This is a genomic window from Salegentibacter sp. UBA1130 (genome assembly GCF_002311535.1).
Classification (GTDB): domain Bacteria; phylum Bacteroidota; class Bacteroidia; order Flavobacteriales; family Flavobacteriaceae; genus Salegentibacter; species Salegentibacter agarivorans.
Genome location: NZ_DCAP01000042.1, coordinates 50,427 through 68,880 on the forward strand (window position 1 = coordinate 50,427; position 18,454 = coordinate 68,880).

Below are 18,454 nucleotides of genomic sequence, written 5' to 3' on the forward strand. Positions count from 1 at the left end.
TTTAAGCAGAATTTCTACTTGCGTTAATATTTCCGTAAAGGGAACGCGTTACCATTTTCTCATAAACTTCAAGCATTTTACCGGCACTTTCGCCTTGTTCCTGAAGTTCCTGAACTTTTCTAAGCGCGTGTTGCTGAATGGTTAGCAATGGTAAAACAATTCTTTCACGTGCCTGAATTGACGCTCTACCGGCCGGCTGATTTTCCATAAGCTCATCATATCCAGTTACTTTTAAAAGCATGGCGTGGGTACGCTTATATTCAGCATAAATAATCTTCCAAAAATCTCCGAATTCCTTATCCTGCTCCATATACGCGGTTAGCGTAAAGAAAGACTTGGTAAGACTCATCATAGAATTCTCCAATAAGGTTTTAAAGAATACCGAATTTTTATAAAGCTGCTGAACTTTGTCAAACTCGCCAGCTTGCTCAAACTTCTCTAAAGCTGTACCTACCCCAAAGAATCCCGGAACATTTTGTTTTAATTGACTCCAGCTTCCTACAAATGGGATGGCTCTTAGATCGTTCAGGTTAAGTTTAGCATCCTTATTTCTTTTAGATGGTCTACTACCAATATTGGTTTTTGAGTAATATTTTAAAGTACTCATTTTTTCCAAATACGGGATAAACTTTTCGTGTTGTTTAAAATTGGTGTAGGTTTCGTAACTTATCTCAGCAAGATGCGTCATTGTTTCCCGATCTTCATCGGTTAACTGATTTTTTCCTTTGCTAAATATTTCGTTAGAAACCCCAGAACTAAGCAGTTGTTCCAGATTATATCTACAAGAATCACGAGTTCCAAAATTAGAACTAATGGTTTGCCCCTGTACAGTTAACTGGATTTCTTCATTTTCAATTCCAGAACCAAGAGATGCATAGAATTGGTGGGTTTTTCCACCACCACGTGCCGGTGGTCCTCCTCTACCATCAAAGAATACAACTTTTATGTCATATCTCCTGGAAACCTCGGTTAGCATTTCCTTGGCTTTATAAATACTCCAGTTGGCCATTAAATAACCACCATCTTTAGTACCGTCACTAAAACCAAGCATTATGGTTTGCTTGTTTCCTCTACTTTTTAAATGCTCACGGTAAACTGGATTGTTATATAAAGTCTCCATTACATCTGGAGAAGCTTTTAAATCTGGTACAGTTTCAAAAAGAGGAATAATATCTACAGTTGGTTTATTCCAGCCGCACATTCTCAAAAATGCAAAAGGCTCTAAAATACTTTGCGGTACTTCACTGTGGCTAATTATATATCTATTAGCCCCATTTTCTCCATTTTTACTCTGAATTTCCTGCATTGCATATATTGAGGAAAGTGTAGATTTGGTGATACCGTCTTCATAACTTTCAAGATCTATATTACCTTCAACCTTTGTAAGCGCTTCTATTTGTTCTTCGTTAGAAAGCGAAGCATAGTTTTTAGGCAATAAATTTGGCTGGGTTTTAATAATTTCCTCTAAAACTTCAGCGTGTTTCCCAGAATCCTGGCGTATATCTAAAGTAGCAAAATGATACCCAAAGATATTTGCTTTGTTAATAAGATCATCAATCTCTTCAACAAATAATCCCTGGTGTTTATTTTCAACTATATCTTTGATTTTATGCAATTTAGACTTGAAGTCTTCAAGTGACATTTTAATCTTTCCGGTCTTGGATATTGCACTTTGATATAGCGGAGTTTCTATTTCAGAAATAATCGCGTCTACTTCGCTAAAGGTTACCCTTCTCTTCAGTTTTCTAATGTCGCGGTAATAGTTCATCAAAATAGTACTTCTTAACCTTTGTGCTACTTTTAAAGTAATTTCAGTAGTTACAAATGGGTTACCATCACGGTCTCCACCGGGCCAAAATCCCAAATTGATTACCTGGTTACCAATATCTTCACCATCAAAAATATTCTGCTGAATATAATTATAAATCTTACTTACACTTTGGTAGAAAACATTCTCAAAATACCAGATCAAACTTATAGCTTCATCGTAAGGAGTTGGCTTCTCTTTTTTGAAAAACGGGGTTTTGCCAAGTTGAGCCAGTAATTTTTTAATAAGTGTAATATCATTTTTCTGAATAGCTTTATCCAAATCGGTGATTATTCCTAAAACGGCTCCCGGATAAAATTGTGTTGGGTGGGCAGTTAAAGTTGGCCTTACATTAAAACGCTTCAAATATTCCCGCAGCTCCGGTGTTTTGTCTTTAGCTTCGGCTTCCTCTTTTACATTTCTAAGGGTTCCGCGGCCATCCATATTGTTTACTATAGGAAAAGATGCATCTTCAATAGCATCAAAAAGCACTACCTGTCTTTCTATATATTGAATAAACCTGAAAAGTAAACTGAGTTGATGTTCTTCTGAAGGATCATCCTGATATTTACTGAAGAAGCTTTCAATAATTTCTGAAGGGTTTTTGTTTTCCTTAAAGCCTGCTTCACAAATTTCCTGAAAAAGAGGCAGCAGCGATCCTGTTTTACTAATATCGTCAAAAGGCAGCGTTAAAAATATACTGTTATAAACCTGATATTTTGAAAGTACGCTTTCATTAAAACGTTCTAGTTTTGGTTCTCTGTGCATAATTAATTTTAGTTGATTAAGATTAAATTTAAAGTTATAAAAAAACCCTTTAAACACGGAAGCCTAAAGGGTTTTTATAATAAGTTTAGGCTTATTTACATATCCTGAAAAATAGAGTGCATTAAACGTTTTTTATCATTTAAGCTCTCTTCTAGAGAAATCATAGTTTCTGTTCTGTACACTCCTTCAATATCGTCTAATTGAAAGATTACTTCTTTAGCATGTTGGGTATTACGTGCTCTAATTTTACAAAACACATTAAATTTACCTGTAGTCACGTGAGCAACAGTAACGAAAGGAATTTCGTTAATGCGTTCTAATACAAACTTGGTTTGAGAAGTATTCTTAAGGAATACGCCTACGTAGGCAATAAACGCATAACCCAGTTTCTTATAATCTAGAGTTAAAGAAGAGCCTTTTATAATACCTGCTTCTTCCATTTTTTTAACCCTTACATGAACCGTTCCCGCCGATATTAGCAGTTTCTTCGCTATATCGGTAAATGGAGTCCTGGTATTCTCAATTAACATATCGAGAATCTGGTGATCTGTTTCGTCTAATTTAAACTTGGCCATTTTTTAAATTTCTTTATTTATATGAAATTCAAAATTAATACAAAATCCTTGAATAATTGCTAAGGTTTTTGAGAATTATTCACATTTAAGAGGTAATTCTACATCATTTAGAGTGATTTTATTAACTACAACGTTTTCGATAAGCTTAGATTCCCCATTAATTTTAATTTTTTTATTCTCACAATAGAATTCTTTATGTGCGAACTTGTCAATTTTTGGTTCTATTTTTTCTATTTCCGGTAAAAACATCACTTTTTCCTCTTTCACCCCCTCTTTATATTGTATAGCGATATCTACTACTCCACTTTCGGTTTTTGCCTCCCTTAAAATAATATCGTTGAACAATTTTTTGTTTTCGGGAATATTCTCGTAATCGCGATAATCTATGTCTTTAAAACTTTCTTCACTTATTCCTTTTAAAACCGAAATTAAAGCCAAAAACACATATTTCCTGCTTTCTTCGCGCTGGTAATCTTTGGGAAAATGCCCGGCTTCAAAAAGAATGGTTGGTGTTTTAGTACTTTGAAAAGTATCTCCCGTACAGTTAATATTAAAAGCATCGTCATACCTTCCTATTCTTCCAGGAAGTAATTCAGAAAGATCTGAAGCTATTTTAGCGATTAACTGCATACTTTTAATTCGGGATGAGAATATTTGCCTGTCTTTATCCATAGAAGGCGTTAGGAACGACAAAACAGCTGCTTCTGCTTTATCCCCGGCGCTAAAAATAGTGCGTTGATCGTGTAGGTTTAGACAGAAATCAGGTTGAAAATTATCGAATTGTTCTCGTAAAATCCGGCTTTCCGGCTGACTTAAATCTTGTGCATCCCTGTTTAAGTCTATTTTATTTGCGTTAACCCGGGTGTAGGCTTCTGCTCCGTCTGGATTCAACATTGGAATTATACAAAAACTGCAATTGTTTAAAATAGATTTCACCAATTCACTCTCCTTATACTTATTCATATAATTAAGAAGATCAAAAACCGCTTTAGTGGTGGTAGATTCATTGCCGTGCATTTGTGACCAGGCAAGAATTTTAATTGTCCCTTTACCAAATTGAATACTATGAATTGGTTTTCCTAAAACCGATGCTCCAATTTCTTTTAGCGAAAATTCTTCTCCCAATTTATCAAGTAAAAGCTGAATGTCTTTTTGCCTAATATACCTACCGGAAATTTCCTGGTTTTTAAATGAATTGTAGTCTTTATAAAGCTGGGTAAATAATGCTGATTTTTCCATGTTTACAAAAGTAAACAATACAAATTTCACAATTGTAAACAGTTAAAATTACTTTTGTTTGTTACATATGTAAACATTCGTTCAACTGAATATACACGCGACATGGAATAAATCCTATGCACTTATTTTTAAAACATAAAATGTTTATTTTTAGTTATTTAATATATATTATATCAACTTATAGTTTATATGCATTAAATAAATTACAATTGTAATTTGCAGGCTATTTAAGCTTTGATTACATTTGTAAATACTAATTACACCCAATATAATTCACAATGGTAAACACTGAAGATTTTTCTAAACGCCTGCATAGAATCCTTGAGTTTTATGAATTATCTGCCGCCGGTTTTGCCGATAAAATTGAAGTTGGACGGTCCTCTATTTCCCATATTTTATCGGGTAGGAATAAACCCAGTTTAGACTTTGTGATGAAAGTTGTAAAGTCTTTTCCTGAAGTTGAATTGTATTGGCTATTAAACGGAAAAGGAAGTTTTCCTCCTTCAGAAAAACCCACACCTCCACCTGTGACCAAACAGGAAATTAGCAAAACTCAACCACCACTGGAACATACTATCCAGGAGAAAAGTGAAATGCCTTTTCCTTTTCCGCAGCAAGGAAAAAGTAAACCCATTAGAAAAATTGTTATTTTTTATGAAGATGGCACTTTTGAGGCCTTTGAAAATTGACAGTCCGGGGAAAATAGGTTTATTTTGCAGTTCAAAAGGAATTGCAATAATGAAGAAGCTTTTACTACTATTAAGCCTGGTTTTTATTTTAACGGGCTGTTTTGAACCGGAAAGAAACTGCACCGATTTTAAAACCGGCACATTTGAGTATAAAACCTATTTAAATGGCGAATTAGCCACTTCTACCTTTATAAGGAACGATTCTATAGAAATTGATAAATTCCAGGGGAAATCAGACACCTCATCGGTTAGATGGATAAACGACTGCGAGTATATTCTAAAAAATCTAAACCCTAAGAGTATGGCCGAGGAAAAACCCATTCATATGAAGATCTTAACCACCAATAAAGATGGTTATACCTTTGAATATGGGATTGTAGGCCAGGATAAGAAGCAACGTGGCTCTGTAAACCGCGTTAAATAAACTTATTTTTTGTTTGGGTAGTTATTTTTAAGCAACTGGTTTTGTTCTTCCATAAGCTGATTCATTTTTGATAAAAGCTCTATATCTTTTGGCGTAACTTCTCTTTTATCTTCGGGATCCTGGGCCTTTTTTCTAAATCGGTTCATAAATTTTATCACCAGGAATATTGTAAAACCTATAATTAAAAAATCCAGGAAAGCTTCTATTAGCGCTCCATAGCCAATAGCAACTTCTTCCACTAATTGCGTGCCTTCGGCTTCTGCAACACCTTCCCTAAGTACCCATTTCCTGTTAGCGAACTCAATACCATCGGTCATGAGGCTTAGTGGCGGCATCACTACTTCCTTTACCAGAGTGTTTACCACCGAATTAAAGGCTGTACCTATTATGATACCCACAGCCATATCGACCATATTTCCTTTTATGGCAAACTCTTTAAACTCTTTTAAAATACCCATTTACTCATCAAATAATGTTCCCTGGCTTTCAGAAGAATCACCTTTATCTTCCTTTTTGCCAACAATATTTAGCTTGGTTTTGTCATCTGAAACTGCTTCATCGTCTACCACTTCAATATCTTCTGCAGGTGTTTCTTCCTCCTCTTCGTATGGTAAAGGCTCTAACGGATTGATCTGTTTCACCTTATCTGTAGTTAATTGGTTTCCAAGAGCCTTAATACCCTTTACCGAAATGAATTCTTCAATATTAACTTCTTCGTTAGGACGCTGTTCTTTGCCACGTTGTTTGGAGAAAACTATTTCCGCTTGCGGGTAATAATCGGTAGAAACCAGTTCTAAATAGGAATTTTCATGTTCACTGATAAACTTCTCTTCTTTATCTGGATTTTCAATTAAAAAACGCTTCACATAAAAACGTTCTTTTTCCGGTTCCCAGTAAATTGCTGAAATTGGCTTTTTCGGCACCCATTTTTCCAACACTACCATTTCTTCATCAAAACGAGTTGTAAGTTCAGGAATTATGGTTTTTGCAGTTCCGTCCTGGGTAACGATCAAAATTCGATCTTCTCCCCTAAATTCACCAAGGAGTTCTCCACGTTCATCAACATTCAATCTTTTTACCGTTTCATCAAACCAGATTCTTCTTGGCTTTAAGGTAGAAACGCCTTCTTCTTTAAGCTCAACACGTTTTACAGCATATTTAGTAACAATATTTCCTTTTACATTTCTGCCCTTAATAAGCATATCGGCAAAGTCTACATCAAATTTTAATTTTTTAATGCTACCAACCTGTCTTAGAAAAATAGTCACTACTTCAGCTTCACCATTAGGGTTTGCTGTAAAGTAATGCACTTTTGAATCTTTTTTCCCCTGAGATAAATCGTATTCCCTATCCCGAGTCACAGAAGTGACCGAGAAACGTTTTATATATGAGGCACCGGATTTCCCGTCTCGGTAGATCATATTATAAATGGTGCGCTTATCTTTTTTCTTAAAAATGGCAACGTGAATAATATCTTTCCCAATAAAGGTTTTGGTATCCACCTTAGTGACCATCATCTTACCATCTGCAGTAAAACAAATAATATCGTCTATATCACTACAATCGGTTACATATTCATCTTTCTTTAGCGCGGTACCAATAAAACCTTCTTTACGGTTTACATAAAGTTTTGAATTTCTAATCACCACCTTGGTAGCTTCAATATCATCAAAAATACGAAGCTCGGTTTTTCTATCTTTTTCTTTTCCGTAATCTTTCTTCAGTTTAGTGAAATAGGCGACAGCGTAATCTACCAAATGATCTAAATGATGTTTCACATTGGCGATTTCATCTTCTAAAGACTCAATTTTTTGCTGTGCTTTATCTAAATCGAATTTCGAAATTCTTTTGATCCTAATTTCGGTAAGCCTGGTAATATCTTCGCGGGTGACGGCGCGTTTTAAGTGTTTTATATGTGGTTTTAAACCTTCATCTATGGCATTGATCACACCATCCCAGGTTTCTTCCTCTTCTATCTCACGATAGATCCGTTTTTCAATAAAAATTCGCTCTAAAGATGAAAAATGCCATTGCTCTTCCAGTTCGTCAAGTGTGATCTCTAATTCCCTCTTCAGCAAATGAAGCGTATGATCTGTAGAGCTTCTCAATATTTCTGAAACACCAAGGAAAATAGGCTTATTATCAATAATTACACAGCCAAGCGGTGCGATAGAGTTCTCGCAATAAGTAAATGCGTAAAGCGCATCAATAGTTCTATCTGGCGAAATATTATTTGGCAAATGAATAAGGATCTCAACTTCAGCAGCTGTATTATCCTCAATCTTCTTGATCTTAATTTTACCTTTATCGTTCGCTTTTAAAATGGAATCTATAAGACTTGTAGTGGTAGTTCCATAGGGAATTTCGGTAATCGCCAAGGTGTTTTTATCATACTGGCTAATTTTAGCCCGAACTCTAACACGGCCTCCCCGCTTCCCATCGTTGTAGTTTGAAATATCTGCAATTCCGCCGGTTGGAAAATCGGGGAATAAGGTGAATTTTTTCCCTTTTAAATGCTTTATAGAAGCATCTATCAGTTCATTAAAATTATGCGGAAGCACACGAGTACTCAAACCTACGGCAATACCTTCGGCTCCCTGTGCAAGCAACATTGGGAATTTAACCGGTAGGTTTACGGGCTCCTTCTTTCTACCATCGTAAGAAAGTTGCCATTCAGTTAATTTCGGATTAAATAAAACTTCCAGTGCGAATTTAGATAAACGAGCTTCAATATATCTTGGAGCGGCAGAACGGTCTCCGGTTAAAATATTTCCCCAGTTTCCCTGGGTATCTATTAAAATATCCTTTTGGCCCATTTGCACCATGGCATCACCAATACTGGCATCACCGTGCGGGTGATACTGCATGGTATGCCCAACGATATTCGCCACTTTATTATAGCGGCCATCGTCAAGATCTTTCATAGAATGCATGATACGGCGCTGTACCGGTTTAAAACCATCTTCCATGGCAGGTACCGCACGTTCCAGAATCACATAAGATGCATAATCAAGAAACCAGTCTTTGTACATCCCGGTCACTTTTATAAGCTCTTCTTTTGGTTGTTCTAAATGTTCATCTTTAGCTTCTTCCTGGTTTTCTTCCATTAAGCTGTAGTTTTTTGATTTTCTACAATTTTCTGCATAGAAGCTATCATGCCACGCTTCTTTTTACGGCTGAGAAAAGTAGTATTAAAAGTATATTTTTTGTAACCGCGCCTTCTGCGCGAACTTATGTAAATTGTTACTGCGGAATAAAAAAAGTAATCGCTGAATTTAAATTTCCCAAGTTTTCTTTTTGGGAATTCAGCCTTCTTTACCCGGTATTCCATAAATTTTGAAAAGAAAACCCCGTTGTTCTTTAGATTCAGGGTTTCACCATCACTATCAAAGTCAAAACTCTGACCAATTTTATGCACATAGAAACCAAGTATAAGCACCACAATATTTGGTACATAGTGGCTGAACCTTACCGGTTCTTCGCTGCTCATTAGCTCAATATTCACAAAAATATTGGTGACAAATATCGCCACCAAAACAATGTACATTGAAGGAACTATTTTTACTTCATTTCTATTGGTGAATCTCATAAGCCTAACTCTTCAATAAGGTCAAGTTCAACTTTAAGATTGTCAATAATAAATTCCTGCCTATCAGGCGTATTTTTACCCATATAGAAATTAAGCATTTCGTCTATAGACTTTTCTTTGTCCAGCATCACGGGATCTAATCTAATATCTTCTCCAATAAAATGCTGAAATTCATCTGGAGAGATTTCACCTAAACCTTTAAATCGAGTGATTTCAGCTTTTCCGGTTAATTTTTCTACCGCATTTCTTCTTTCGGTTTCGCTGTAACAGTAAATAGTTTCCTTTTTATTCCGAACCCTGAATAACGGAGTTTGCAGAATATATAAATGATTTTCCTTGATTAATTCAGGAAAAAACTGGAGGAAAAAGGTGATTAACAACAACCTAATGTGCATTCCATCTACATCGGCATCAGTTGCAATTACTATATTGTTGTATCTAAGATCTTCTAAAGATTCTTCAATATTTAATGCGGCTTGCAGTAAATTGAATTCTTCATTTTCGTAGACGATCTTTTTACTTAAACCGTAACTGTTCAATGGTTTTCCTTTTAAACTGAAAACCGCCTGCGTATTTACATCACGAGATTTGGTAATAGAACCACTCGCAGAATCTCCCTCGGTAATAAACAAAGTTGTTTCTAAATAGCGTTCTTTTTTACTGTCACCCAGATGAATACGGCAATCACGTAATTTTTTATTGTGAAGACTGGCTTTTTTAGCTCTATCCTTTGCAAGTTTTCTAATTCCCGACAGATCTTTACGTTCTCTTTCTGCCTGTAAAATCTTACGCTGAAGCCTATCGGCAGTTTCCTGGTTTTTATGCAAGTAATTATCCAGCTGTGTTTTTAGAAAATCGTTAATGTAAGTCCGTACGGTGGGCATTTTCCCACCCATATCTGTAGAACCCAGTTTTGTTTTAGTCTGACTTTCAAAAACAGGCTCCATTACTTTAATACTAATTGCCGATACTATAGATTTTCTAATATCGCTGGCATCGTAATTTTTTCCGTAGAACTCGCGTACCGTTTTAACGATTGCCTCTCTAAAAGCCGCAAGGTGTGTACCACCCTGGGAAGTATTTTGCCCATTTACAAAAGAATGATATTCTTCACTGTATTGGGCTTTACTATGTGTTAGAGCAACTTCAATATCCTCACCGCGCATATGGATAATTTCATACAAACGCTCATCTTCGTGAATACTATCTTTTAAAAGATCTTTAAGTCCGTTTTCTGAATAGAATTTTTCGCCGTTAAAAATTATGGTTAACCCGGGATTCAGGTACACATAATTTTTCAGCATTTTTTCTATATACTCATTTCGGAATTTAAAATTCTTAAAAATAACCTCATCGGGAACAAAGGTAACCTTGGTTCCGCGACGGCGGGAAGTTTCGTCAAGATGTTCTTCTTCTTTTAATTCTCCCTGCTCAAATTCGGCAGCGTGAGATTTGCCATCTCTGGAAGATTCTACTCTAAAATATGATGAAAGTGCATTTACTGCTTTAGTACCAACACCATTAAGTCCTACCGACTTCTTAAAAGCGCGGGTATCGTATTTCCCGCCCGTATTCATTTTTGAAACTACATCAACTACTTTTCCTAACGGAATTCCACGACCATAGTCACGAACAATAACACGCTGATTTTGCACCGAGATCTCAATGGTTTTTCCAGATCCCATTACAAATTCATCAATACTGTTATCCAGCACTTCTTTTAGGAGAATATAAATCCCATCGTCTGCACTGGAGCCGTCTCCCAGCTTACCAATGTACATCCCGGGACGCATTCTAATATGTTCTTTCCAGTCTAAAGACCGTATATTATCTTCGGTATACTTTGTTTCCTGGCTCATAAGTGGTTCATGGAGTTGTGGCGCTAATATAAGGTATAGCGCAAAAAGTTAAAACAATGCAAGCGGATTTTAATTAACAAAAATTTAAAATATAATGTTAATTATATTTTGAAGAAAAACGACTATTTAGAGGGATGTTTTACCAAATTCACCCAAAACTCCTCAATTTGATTCACGGCTTTCATAAAATCTTCTACTTCTATAGGTTTTGTGATATAACAGTTAGCATAATTCTGGTAAGAAATATCTATATCTTCTTTGGAAGACGAAGTAGTGAGCATAATTACGGGAATTTGTTTTAGGTCTTTATGCTGTTTAACAAATTTAAGAACCTCGTGCCCATTCATTTTTGGAAGATTTACATCCAGTAAAATAAGATCTGGGGTAAGTGCTTTTACATGCGTTCCTTTTTTATCCAGAAAATCCATCGCCTCTTTTCCATCTCTAACCACACTTAATTTATTTAGAATTTTACCGTCTTCAAGCGCTTCAGAAGTTAAAAGTATATCGCCTTCATTATCTTCAACCAAAAGTATGTGGATAGATTCCATAGCTATAAGAATTTATTTGAAAGTTTTAATAATAATCTACCACATAGTAACTTATGGGTATTCATAATTGACAATTATTTAATGTTCTAAGCAATATTGGTGCATTTATATCTCCATTGCCGAGTAGAATATACTGATTTACGCAATAATTAACTAAAAAATATAAATCATTTTTAATGTAAATCTAATTATTAGAAACTATTTATTATTATGAAATATATTTAGAAATGGTAAAGTGAAAAATACTCCCATTTCCTTCTTGAGATTCTACCCAAATGTTTCCACCCAGGTTCTCAATAATCTTCTTGGTTACCGCGAGTCCCATTCCGGTACCCGAATATTCATCCCTATGATGCAGGCGCTGAAAAATCACAAAAATACGATCAAAATATTCCTTATCTATCCCAATCCCATTATCTTTTATGCTAAATTCCCAAAAATTTACAGTCTCCTGAAAATCAATGGTAATCGTAGGATTAACCTCTGGTTTGCTGTATTTAATAGCGTTGCTAATAATATTTTGAAATACCTGTCTTATGGGACTTTTAGGCACTTTTAATACCGGTAAATTTCCATATATAATCTTCACATTTCTTTCCTCTATTCTTTTCCTGTACAGGTACTTAATTTCTTTTAAAATATCATCTAGCGCAACAGTTTCAAGTTTATCTTCGGTTCTACCTACCCTAGAGAATTCTAAAAGATCTAAAATAATTTGTCGCATTCTTTTTGCTCCATCTACGGCAAAATCTATATACAACAAACCTTTTTCGTCCAGAACATCTGCATATTTCTTTTCTAATTGGGTTAAAAAGCTTGTCACCATGCGCAATGGTTCCTGGAGGTCATGAGAGGCTACGTAGGCAAACTGTTCTAATTCTGCATTTGAGGTAGCCAGCTCTTTAGCTCTTTCTTTTAATTCTGCATTAAGTTTTTTAAGCGATATTTCGTATTGCTTTTTACGCGAAATATCCTGCATTGCACCAACTACCCTAAGGGCTTTATTATTTTTAGCACGTACTACAAAACCCCTGTCAAAAACATCCAGATATTCACCCTGTGCATTTATATACCTATATTCTTCTTCCCAAATAGTATCTTCACTGTTAAGAAATTCCTGAAAGCTATTAACAATTCTTCCCTGATCTTCTGGATGAATTTTATTGTACCACGTAGAAAGTTTCGGTTTAAATTCGTTCAAATTATAACCGAATAAATTTTCGAATCCTGCACCCCAGAATAATTCCCCTTCCACTACATCATAATCCCAAATAGCATCAGATGTGGCTTTGGTTACATAACGATATCTTTCGTTTGCATTTTCCAGCTCCTTTTCATAAGCTCTAATGTCTGAAACATCACGAAGTACTCCAATCATTCTTACCGCTAAGCCTTCCTCATTCCTAATAATATAGCCGTTATCAATAATATTTAAAAAATCTCCGTTGGCTTTTCTAAATAAATATTCAGAACTCCATTTGTTTTTACTCTTATCTTTTAAACTATTTTCCAGACTTTCATATACTTCAGCTATATGATTGGGGTGAACGCCTTCGCTCCATTTTCCGAGTGAAAACTTTGCATCCTCCCTATCGGCGCCAACCATTTTATAAAACCCATCTCCCCATTTAAGCTCGTCCTTAACCACATCCCAATCATAAATAGCATCTTCGGTAGCTTTATTTACAAATTCGTAGCGTTGATTGCTGCGTTTCAAGGCGAGTTCATTTATCTGAAATTCAATAATTAACTGTAGCAATCCAACCGCTCTTTTAATACTTCTTTGCTCCTTTTTTTCTTCAGAAAAATGCTCTTTTTTATAAAAAACCGTAAAAATACCCAGTCTTTCGCCTTTTGAATCTATAATTGGGTAAGTAGAGCAGGATTCAATTTCATTTTCTAATGCCAGTGCTTTTAAGTTGGAATCTGGAATTTTATTTATTTTTAAATTAACAGGTTTCCCCTCGTCAAATACAGAAAATATTTTTTCTCTTTTTTCAATTCCCAGCTCATTTAAAGCTTCTACAAGTGAGGGCTGAATTTCACCGGAAGCCCAATAAGATAAATTCTCGTTTTCAAACTTTTGAATAACAAAAAATGCATTAGGATTTATCTTTTCCAGGCTCTCCACATAAAAATTAAGGATTTCCTTTAATCGGGAGGTTTTTTTAAAATTCATTTCCAGGACTTTTCGCTCTAAATTCTCTAATTCCTGAAAACGCTTCTTATCGGTAATATCCCTGGCATTAGAAACATATCCATTTACTGCGGGATCATCAGAAAGATTGGTTAAGGTAGTTTCCAACCATCGCCAATCTCCATTTTTGTGCTTAAACCTAAAGCCACTAATTTCTATTCTTTTTTGCTGTTCTATTTTTGCAAATTCCTTTTGAACCTTTGGGAGATCGTCAGGATGAATAAAATCAAACGCATTTCTATTTTTAAAATCTTCCTGGGTAAAGCCTAAAACAGAAACTGAAGTAGGGCTTGCATAGATATAATCTCCATTTTCATCTAATATGGCAATTAAATCGCCACCTTCCTGCACCAAACCTTTAAAGCGCTGCTCGCTTAACTGAATTTGTTCTTCAGCTCTTTTTCTTTTCGAGATATCTGTCATAATACCTCTTAGCCATTTGATTTCCCCGTTTTCTCTTATTACCGAAACCACATCACTTAACCACACATAACTTCCATCTGCTTTTTGCATTCGGTATTCAAAGCTGTGGTTATTTCCTTTTTTTACCTGGTTAGAACAAAAATTTACCGCGTATTCACGGTCTTCAGGATGTATATGGTTTTGCCAAAAGCCTGCATCGTGATACCAATCTTTGGGCTTAATTCCTATTAAATCTTTTGCTTGTTCACTTACAAAGGTAAACTCAAAGGTTTTTGCATCCATTTCCCAAAAAACACCTTCTATGCTGTTTATTAATCCTTCATATTGCTTTTTGGCTTCATTGAGCGATAACTCTGCTTCCTTTTTTTCTGAAATATCAATCCCTATACACTGAATTTCATTTGGATTTCCTTCGGCATCACATAAGGCAATAAAATCCCATACCGTAGTTCGGGTTTTACCGTCCCTTCGGGGTTTTCCTATCTCTATTTGAAATGTTTCATTAGGATTCTCCAGGCATTTAATAGCGGTTTCCTGCACTTTTGGCCTGTCTTCTTCCACAACCGCTATCATACAACTATTTCCAATTAAACCCTCCTCTGTATGGATCCACCCAAAATCTTCTTTAAATTTTGAATTGTAATAGGTGTAATTTCCTTCGGTATCGGTTCTAATAACATAATTGGTTTGAGACTCGAGTAAACTACGCTGCCTGGATTCATTAATTTCTAATAATTCATACGCCAATTTTTCTTCGGTAACATCTAAAACAATGCAATCCCAAACAACACTTTCGCCTGCCATTTTCTGCGGAGTTCCAAATCCTCTATTCCAACGCAAACCTTTTTCGGGATGTTTTACCCGCCACTCATAGGTCCACATATTTAAATTACCGGCAGATTCATTGATTGTTTTTTTAAGTCCCGGCACGTCATCTTCATAATACAAATCCCATACAACGCTATTGTCTCGCGTAGCTTCCTGTGGGGTTATCCCCCAAACATTCCGAACCCCTTCGCTTATGTACATTAATTGATCATCACCATTTGGTTTAAGTTTATATCTAAAAACAACGCCGGGAATATTATCGTTAATGTTTTCAAGTCTAATTTGAGCAAGTTTACGGGAAGTAATATCCTGGGTGGCTCCAAATACTCTAACACATTTTCCGTTTTTAAAATGTGGTTTGCCCGTAGCTCTTATCCATTTATCATTATTTTTAGCAGTAATAATTTCCAGTTCAAGATCAAAAGTTTTACCGATTTCAATGGCATTAGAAACTGCATTTTTTATGGTGGTCCTATCTTTTTCTGTTTTATAAAAACCTATCGCAGCATCAAGACCCGGTGTAAAATCTTGCGGAACCTCGTGAATTTCTTTAAGCATATTAGACCAGGAAAGCGTATTTTGTTCAATATCCAACTGCCAGCTGCCAATTTTTGCAACTTCCTGAGTTTCCTTTAGAAATTTTTCATTTTCCTTTAAGCTTTTCAGCGAAGCCTGCCCCTCTTCTCGGGTTCTAATTACTTGAGTTATATCACGTACCCGGTGTAAAATAAATTCAATTTCACCGTTTTCATTTTTAATAGGAATATTATCTGCTTCCCAAATTTTTCGCTGTAGTGTACCCTTTTCATCTGGGAGGTCATATCGTACCTGGGGAATATGATTTGGTTCGCCAAATTCTATAGCTTCCCTAAGAAATTTAGTAATTATTTTAATAAAATCGTGATCTTTATTTTCTTTACCAAAAACCTCCAGCATACCATTTCCCACCAATTGTTCGCGCTTCATTCCAGAAGTTTTCATAAAGGCACGATTAACTTCAATAATTGTAAATTTTGGATCATCTGGTAGTAATAAGAAACAATTGTCAGGAAAAGACAGGAATACTTCTTTTTGTTGCGTGAGGTTAATCATTACAGATTGGGATTACTGGACTTGAATTTAATTATTTAAAATAAAGCGCTAATTGTTTTGGAAAATACTTAAAATTTGTGAGACTATTTTAATAGGAATAAAAAAACCGAAACTGGAGAAACCAGTTTCGGCCTTTAAATAATAAAAGCAGGAATTTTAGGTGCAAATTCCTGCTTTAGGTTGAATTAATAAACTAACTTAAATTGAAAGTTTTTCTGTAACTGTTTTGTCAGCAACGTTTAGTGTAAAAGTGTATTCTCCTTTTGGCATTTTAGAGAAATCCAGGGTTTTGTTCATTGTGTACCCTTTTCCTTTAACTTCTCCTACCAGTTTTCCTGTAGCATCATATACCTTTAAAGTGGCATTAGTTTCTGCCGGATTAGTTAGAAAAAATTTCACTTTTTTAGATTCCACTCTGTAAATTGGTTTAAAAACAACCGCAGCAGTTTTATCTTCAATGCTTATTCCGGTAGAAGATTTCTTAATTTCTGTAGTGTAAATCCCATTAAGATCTTCTGTATTTAAAAAGTAAGTTCCAGCAGGAATACGACTAAAATCTATTTGTTTCTTATAATTCCCATCAAGAGCCGGGCTATCCTTAAATAGAATAAATCCTGAAGCATCTTCTAGGCTTACTGTACTTACATTATCTAATTCTACAATTAGCGTTTGCCCTTTATCAACACTAACTTCCACACGGTCAGCTGCGTACATGTTTATTCCGGTTACCAATACTACTAGTAATAACGAATTTTTCAATAGTTTTTTCATAATTTTGATTTTTAATTGTTAATACCCCTTGTTTACAATTACAAAGATAGCGCACTTTTACCCTGCTGAATAGTAGTGGATAAACAAGAAAATGTGCTATATTGATCTTTACAATAATTTAATGTTGAATTATTGTGCATATAGCATATTTTTGAGTTAATTTTGTATTACAAACCTATATTATGTCCACATTAACTAATTGTTAATTTGTTGAGAATATGCTAAAAACAAGTAAACCTTCTTTTGAAAAAGTAGACCCAAGCTTTGGAAGTTCATTTTCTTTTAAAAATTTTAACCAGGATCATCAAAACAAAAACCACACATTTTGGCATTACCATCCCGAAATTGAACTTGTTTATGTAAACGGAGGATCTGGCAAAAGACAAATTGGAAGCCACGTCTCTTATTATCAAAACGGTGATCTTATTTTAATTGGTGCCAATCTTCCGCACTGTGGCTTTACCGATAGTTTAACCAATAACGACCGGGAAACCGTTATTCAGTTTAGCCCAGATTTCCTCGGAAAAAATTTCTGGGAAATTCCTGAAATGAGAAATGTGCGGGTTTTACTTGAGCGGGCCAAAAATGGAATTGTTTTTCATGGGGAAGATAAAAACCTTATTGGGGAAAAGATAGAAGCCTTAAGCTCATTAACTAACTATAAGAGGCTGCTGGGTTTGCTAGATGTTCTTAATATGCTGGAAAATGCAAAAGATTTTACGCTTTTAAATGCCGAAGGCTTTGTACTGGATACCGAACTTGAAGATCACAATAGAATTAACGTGATCTTTAATTTTGTAAAGAACGAGTTTAAAAGAAATATTGCCCTGGAAGAAATTGCCGATGTAGTGAGTATGACGGTGCCGGCTTTTTGTAGATATTTCAAAAAAACGACTGGAAAAACTTTTGTACAATTCGTGAACGAATATCGCCTGGTACATGCTGCAAAATTACTACACGAAAAGCAAATAAGTATCACCGATGTGTGCTTTGAAAGTGGCTTTAATAATTTTAGTCACTTTAATAAGCAGTTTAAAAAGTTTACCGGTAAATCACCTTCGATTTATCGTAATGAGATTAAGTTCGCGGTTTCATAAGCAATTCTATTATATAAAAAAAGATCCCATTTCAACTGAAACGGGATCTTTTATATTCTAAATTCAGCAGAATTTATTTATTCGTTCTCGTGCATAAATTTCTGCTTGGCGAGTAATTCTTCTTCGCTTTCTACGTGTTCATCATCTGGTACACAACAATCTACCGGACAAACCGCAGCACATTGTGGTTCTTCGTGAAACCCTTTACATTCTGTACACTTATCTGGTACAATATAATAGATCTCATCACTAATAGGTTCCTGGGCTTCGTTAGCATCGGCTTCTTTCCCGTTGGGTAGTACTACGTTACCTTCCAGGTCTGTACCATCGGCATAACGCCAGTCATCTGCACCTTCGTAAATTGCTGTATTTGGGCACTCGGGCTCGCAAGCACCGCAGTTTATGCACTCATCTGTTATAACAATTGCCATAGCTTTTTTCTTTGTAATTTAATTATCATAAAACTTAGTTGGTATTTCCCGTCGTTTTTTAGGAGTTTGCCGCCTTAAGTTTTAATTTCGCGCTACAAATTTAAAGCCATTGGC

General features: G+C 35.4%; 14 protein-coding genes. 3 read left to right on the forward strand and 11 right to left on the reverse strand.

Annotated features, from left to right (window positions below; all coding sequences use genetic code 11):
* Nucleotide 1: 1 nt before the first annotated feature.
* The 3 genes from B4F31_RS17630 to B4F31_RS17640 all read right to left on the reverse strand — a co-directional run bounded on the left by B4F31_RS17630 (nt 2) and on the right by B4F31_RS17640 (nt 4,389).
* A complete protein-coding gene (locus B4F31_RS17630; RefSeq protein WP_286761860.1) occupies nt 2-2,575 on the reverse strand; it encodes a phosphoenolpyruvate carboxylase in 2,574 nt (857 codons plus the stop codon).
* Nucleotides 2,576-2,670: 95 nt separating this feature from the next.
* Nucleotides 2,671-3,150, reverse strand: a complete 480-nt coding sequence (locus tag B4F31_RS17635; protein ID WP_037314044.1) for an Lrp/AsnC family transcriptional regulator — start codon at nt 3,148-3,150, stop codon at nt 2,671-2,673.
* Between the two features lie 75 nt (nt 3,151-3,225).
* Nucleotides 3,226-4,389: a M14 family zinc carboxypeptidase gene (locus B4F31_RS17640; RefSeq protein WP_093305358.1), complete on the reverse strand. Its 1,164-nt coding sequence runs from the start codon at nt 4,387-4,389 to the stop codon at nt 3,226-3,228.
* Nucleotides 4,390-4,667: 278 nt separating this feature from the next.
* Here B4F31_RS17640 and B4F31_RS17645 point away from each other — a divergent pair, with 278 nt between their 5' ends.
* Nucleotides 4,668-5,078 (forward strand): helix-turn-helix domain-containing protein, encoded by a 411-nt coding sequence (locus B4F31_RS17645; RefSeq protein ID WP_075326983.1) that lies wholly within the window; start codon nt 4,668-4,670, stop codon nt 5,076-5,078.
* A 49-nt stretch (nt 5,079-5,127) separates the two neighbouring features.
* The gene (locus B4F31_RS17650) at nt 5,128-5,502 is read left to right on the forward strand and encodes a lipoprotein (protein WP_075327975.1); all 375 of its coding nucleotides are present in this window, start codon (nt 5,128-5,130) and stop codon (nt 5,500-5,502) included.
* Between the two features lie 2 nt (nt 5,503-5,504).
* Here B4F31_RS17650 and mscL read toward each other — a convergent pair whose 3' ends face one another.
* The 7 genes from mscL to B4F31_RS17685 form a co-directional block, all read right to left on the reverse strand.
* A complete protein-coding gene (mscL, locus tag B4F31_RS17655; protein ID WP_075326984.1) occupies nt 5,505-5,960 on the reverse strand; it encodes a large-conductance mechanosensitive channel protein MscL in 456 nt (151 codons plus the stop codon).
* Nucleotides 5,961-8,609: a DNA gyrase/topoisomerase IV subunit A gene (locus B4F31_RS17660; RefSeq protein ID WP_093305362.1), complete on the reverse strand. Its 2,649-nt coding sequence runs from the start codon at nt 8,607-8,609 to the stop codon at nt 5,961-5,963.
* Complete coding sequence (locus tag B4F31_RS17665) at nt 8,609-9,091, reverse strand: hypothetical protein (RefSeq protein ID WP_075326986.1); 483 nt, start codon at nt 9,089-9,091, stop codon at nt 8,609-8,611. Before B4F31_RS17665 ends, B4F31_RS17660 begins: the two co-directional genes overlap by 1 nt.
* Nucleotides 9,088-10,950 carry a DNA topoisomerase IV subunit B gene (locus tag B4F31_RS17670; RefSeq protein ID WP_093305394.1) on the reverse strand — a complete coding sequence of 621 codons (1,863 nt, stop codon included), beginning with the start codon at nt 10,948-10,950 and terminating at the stop codon, nt 9,088-9,090. Before B4F31_RS17670 ends, B4F31_RS17665 begins: the two co-directional genes overlap by 4 nt.
* Before the next feature lie 122 nt (nt 10,951-11,072).
* Nucleotides 11,073-11,501 carry a response regulator gene (locus tag B4F31_RS17675; RefSeq protein WP_075326988.1) on the reverse strand — a complete coding sequence of 143 codons (429 nt, stop codon included), beginning with the start codon at nt 11,499-11,501 and terminating at the stop codon, nt 11,073-11,075.
* A 208-nt stretch (nt 11,502-11,709) separates the two neighbouring features.
* Nucleotides 11,710-16,041: a PAS domain-containing protein gene (locus tag B4F31_RS17680; protein ID WP_286761861.1), complete on the reverse strand. Its 4,332-nt coding sequence runs from the start codon at nt 16,039-16,041 to the stop codon at nt 11,710-11,712.
* Between the two features lie 198 nt (nt 16,042-16,239).
* Nucleotides 16,240-16,812, reverse strand: coding sequence for a T9SS type A sorting domain-containing protein (locus B4F31_RS17685; RefSeq protein ID WP_093305398.1), 573 nt, complete (start codon nt 16,810-16,812; stop codon nt 16,240-16,242).
* Between the two features lie 218 nt (nt 16,813-17,030).
* Between B4F31_RS17685 and B4F31_RS17690 the strand changes: the two genes are divergently transcribed.
* Nucleotides 17,031-17,909 carry an AraC family transcriptional regulator gene (locus B4F31_RS17690; protein ID WP_093305400.1) on the forward strand — a complete coding sequence of 293 codons (879 nt, stop codon included), beginning with the start codon at nt 17,031-17,033 and terminating at the stop codon, nt 17,907-17,909.
* 77 nt (nt 17,910-17,986) lie between these two features.
* Here the strand turns inward: B4F31_RS17690 and B4F31_RS17695 are convergent, their stop codons facing one another.
* Nucleotides 17,987-18,340, reverse strand: a complete 354-nt coding sequence (locus tag B4F31_RS17695) for a 4Fe-4S dicluster domain-containing protein (RefSeq protein WP_057483042.1) — start codon at nt 18,338-18,340, stop codon at nt 17,987-17,989.
* Between the last annotated feature and the right edge of the window lie 114 nt (nt 18,341-18,454).

Coding starts and splice junctions, on each gene's coding strand:
- B4F31_RS17630 (WP_286761860.1), bottom strand. CDS start 2,575: ATGCACAGAGAACCAAAACTAGAACGTTTTAATGAAAGCGTACTTTCA.
- B4F31_RS17635 (WP_037314044.1), bottom strand. CDS start 3,150: ATGGCCAAGTTTAAATTAGACGAAACAGATCACCAGATTCTCGATATG.
- B4F31_RS17640 (WP_093305358.1), bottom strand. CDS start 4,389: ATGGAAAAATCAGCATTATTTACCCAGCTTTATAAAGACTACAATTCA.
- B4F31_RS17645 (WP_075326983.1), top strand. CDS start 4,668: ATGGTAAACACTGAAGATTTTTCTAAACGCCTGCATAGAATCCTTGAG.
- B4F31_RS17650 (WP_075327975.1), top strand. CDS start 5,128: ATGAAGAAGCTTTTACTACTATTAAGCCTGGTTTTTATTTTAACGGGC.
- mscL (WP_075326984.1), bottom strand. CDS start 5,960: ATGGGTATTTTAAAAGAGTTTAAAGAGTTTGCCATAAAAGGAAATATG.
- B4F31_RS17660 (WP_093305362.1), bottom strand. CDS start 8,609: ATGGAAGAAAACCAGGAAGAAGCTAAAGATGAACATTTAGAACAACCA.
- B4F31_RS17665 (WP_075326986.1), bottom strand. CDS start 9,091: ATGAGATTCACCAATAGAAATGAAGTAAAAATAGTTCCTTCAATGTAC.
- B4F31_RS17670 (WP_093305394.1), bottom strand. CDS start 10,950: ATGAGCCAGGAAACAAAGTATACCGAAGATAATATACGGTCTTTAGAC.
- B4F31_RS17675 (WP_075326988.1), bottom strand. CDS start 11,501: ATGGAATCTATCCACATACTTTTGGTTGAAGATAATGAAGGCGATATA.
- B4F31_RS17680 (WP_286761861.1), bottom strand. CDS start 16,041: ATGATTAACCTCACGCAACAAAAAGAAGTATTCCTGTCTTTTCCTGAC.
- B4F31_RS17685 (WP_093305398.1), bottom strand. CDS start 16,812: ATGAAAAAACTATTGAAAAATTCGTTATTACTAGTAGTATTGGTAACC.
- B4F31_RS17690 (WP_093305400.1), top strand. CDS start 17,031: ATGCTAAAAACAAGTAAACCTTCTTTTGAAAAAGTAGACCCAAGCTTT.
- B4F31_RS17695 (WP_057483042.1), bottom strand. CDS start 18,340: ATGGCAATTGTTATAACAGATGAGTGCATAAACTGCGGTGCTTGCGAG.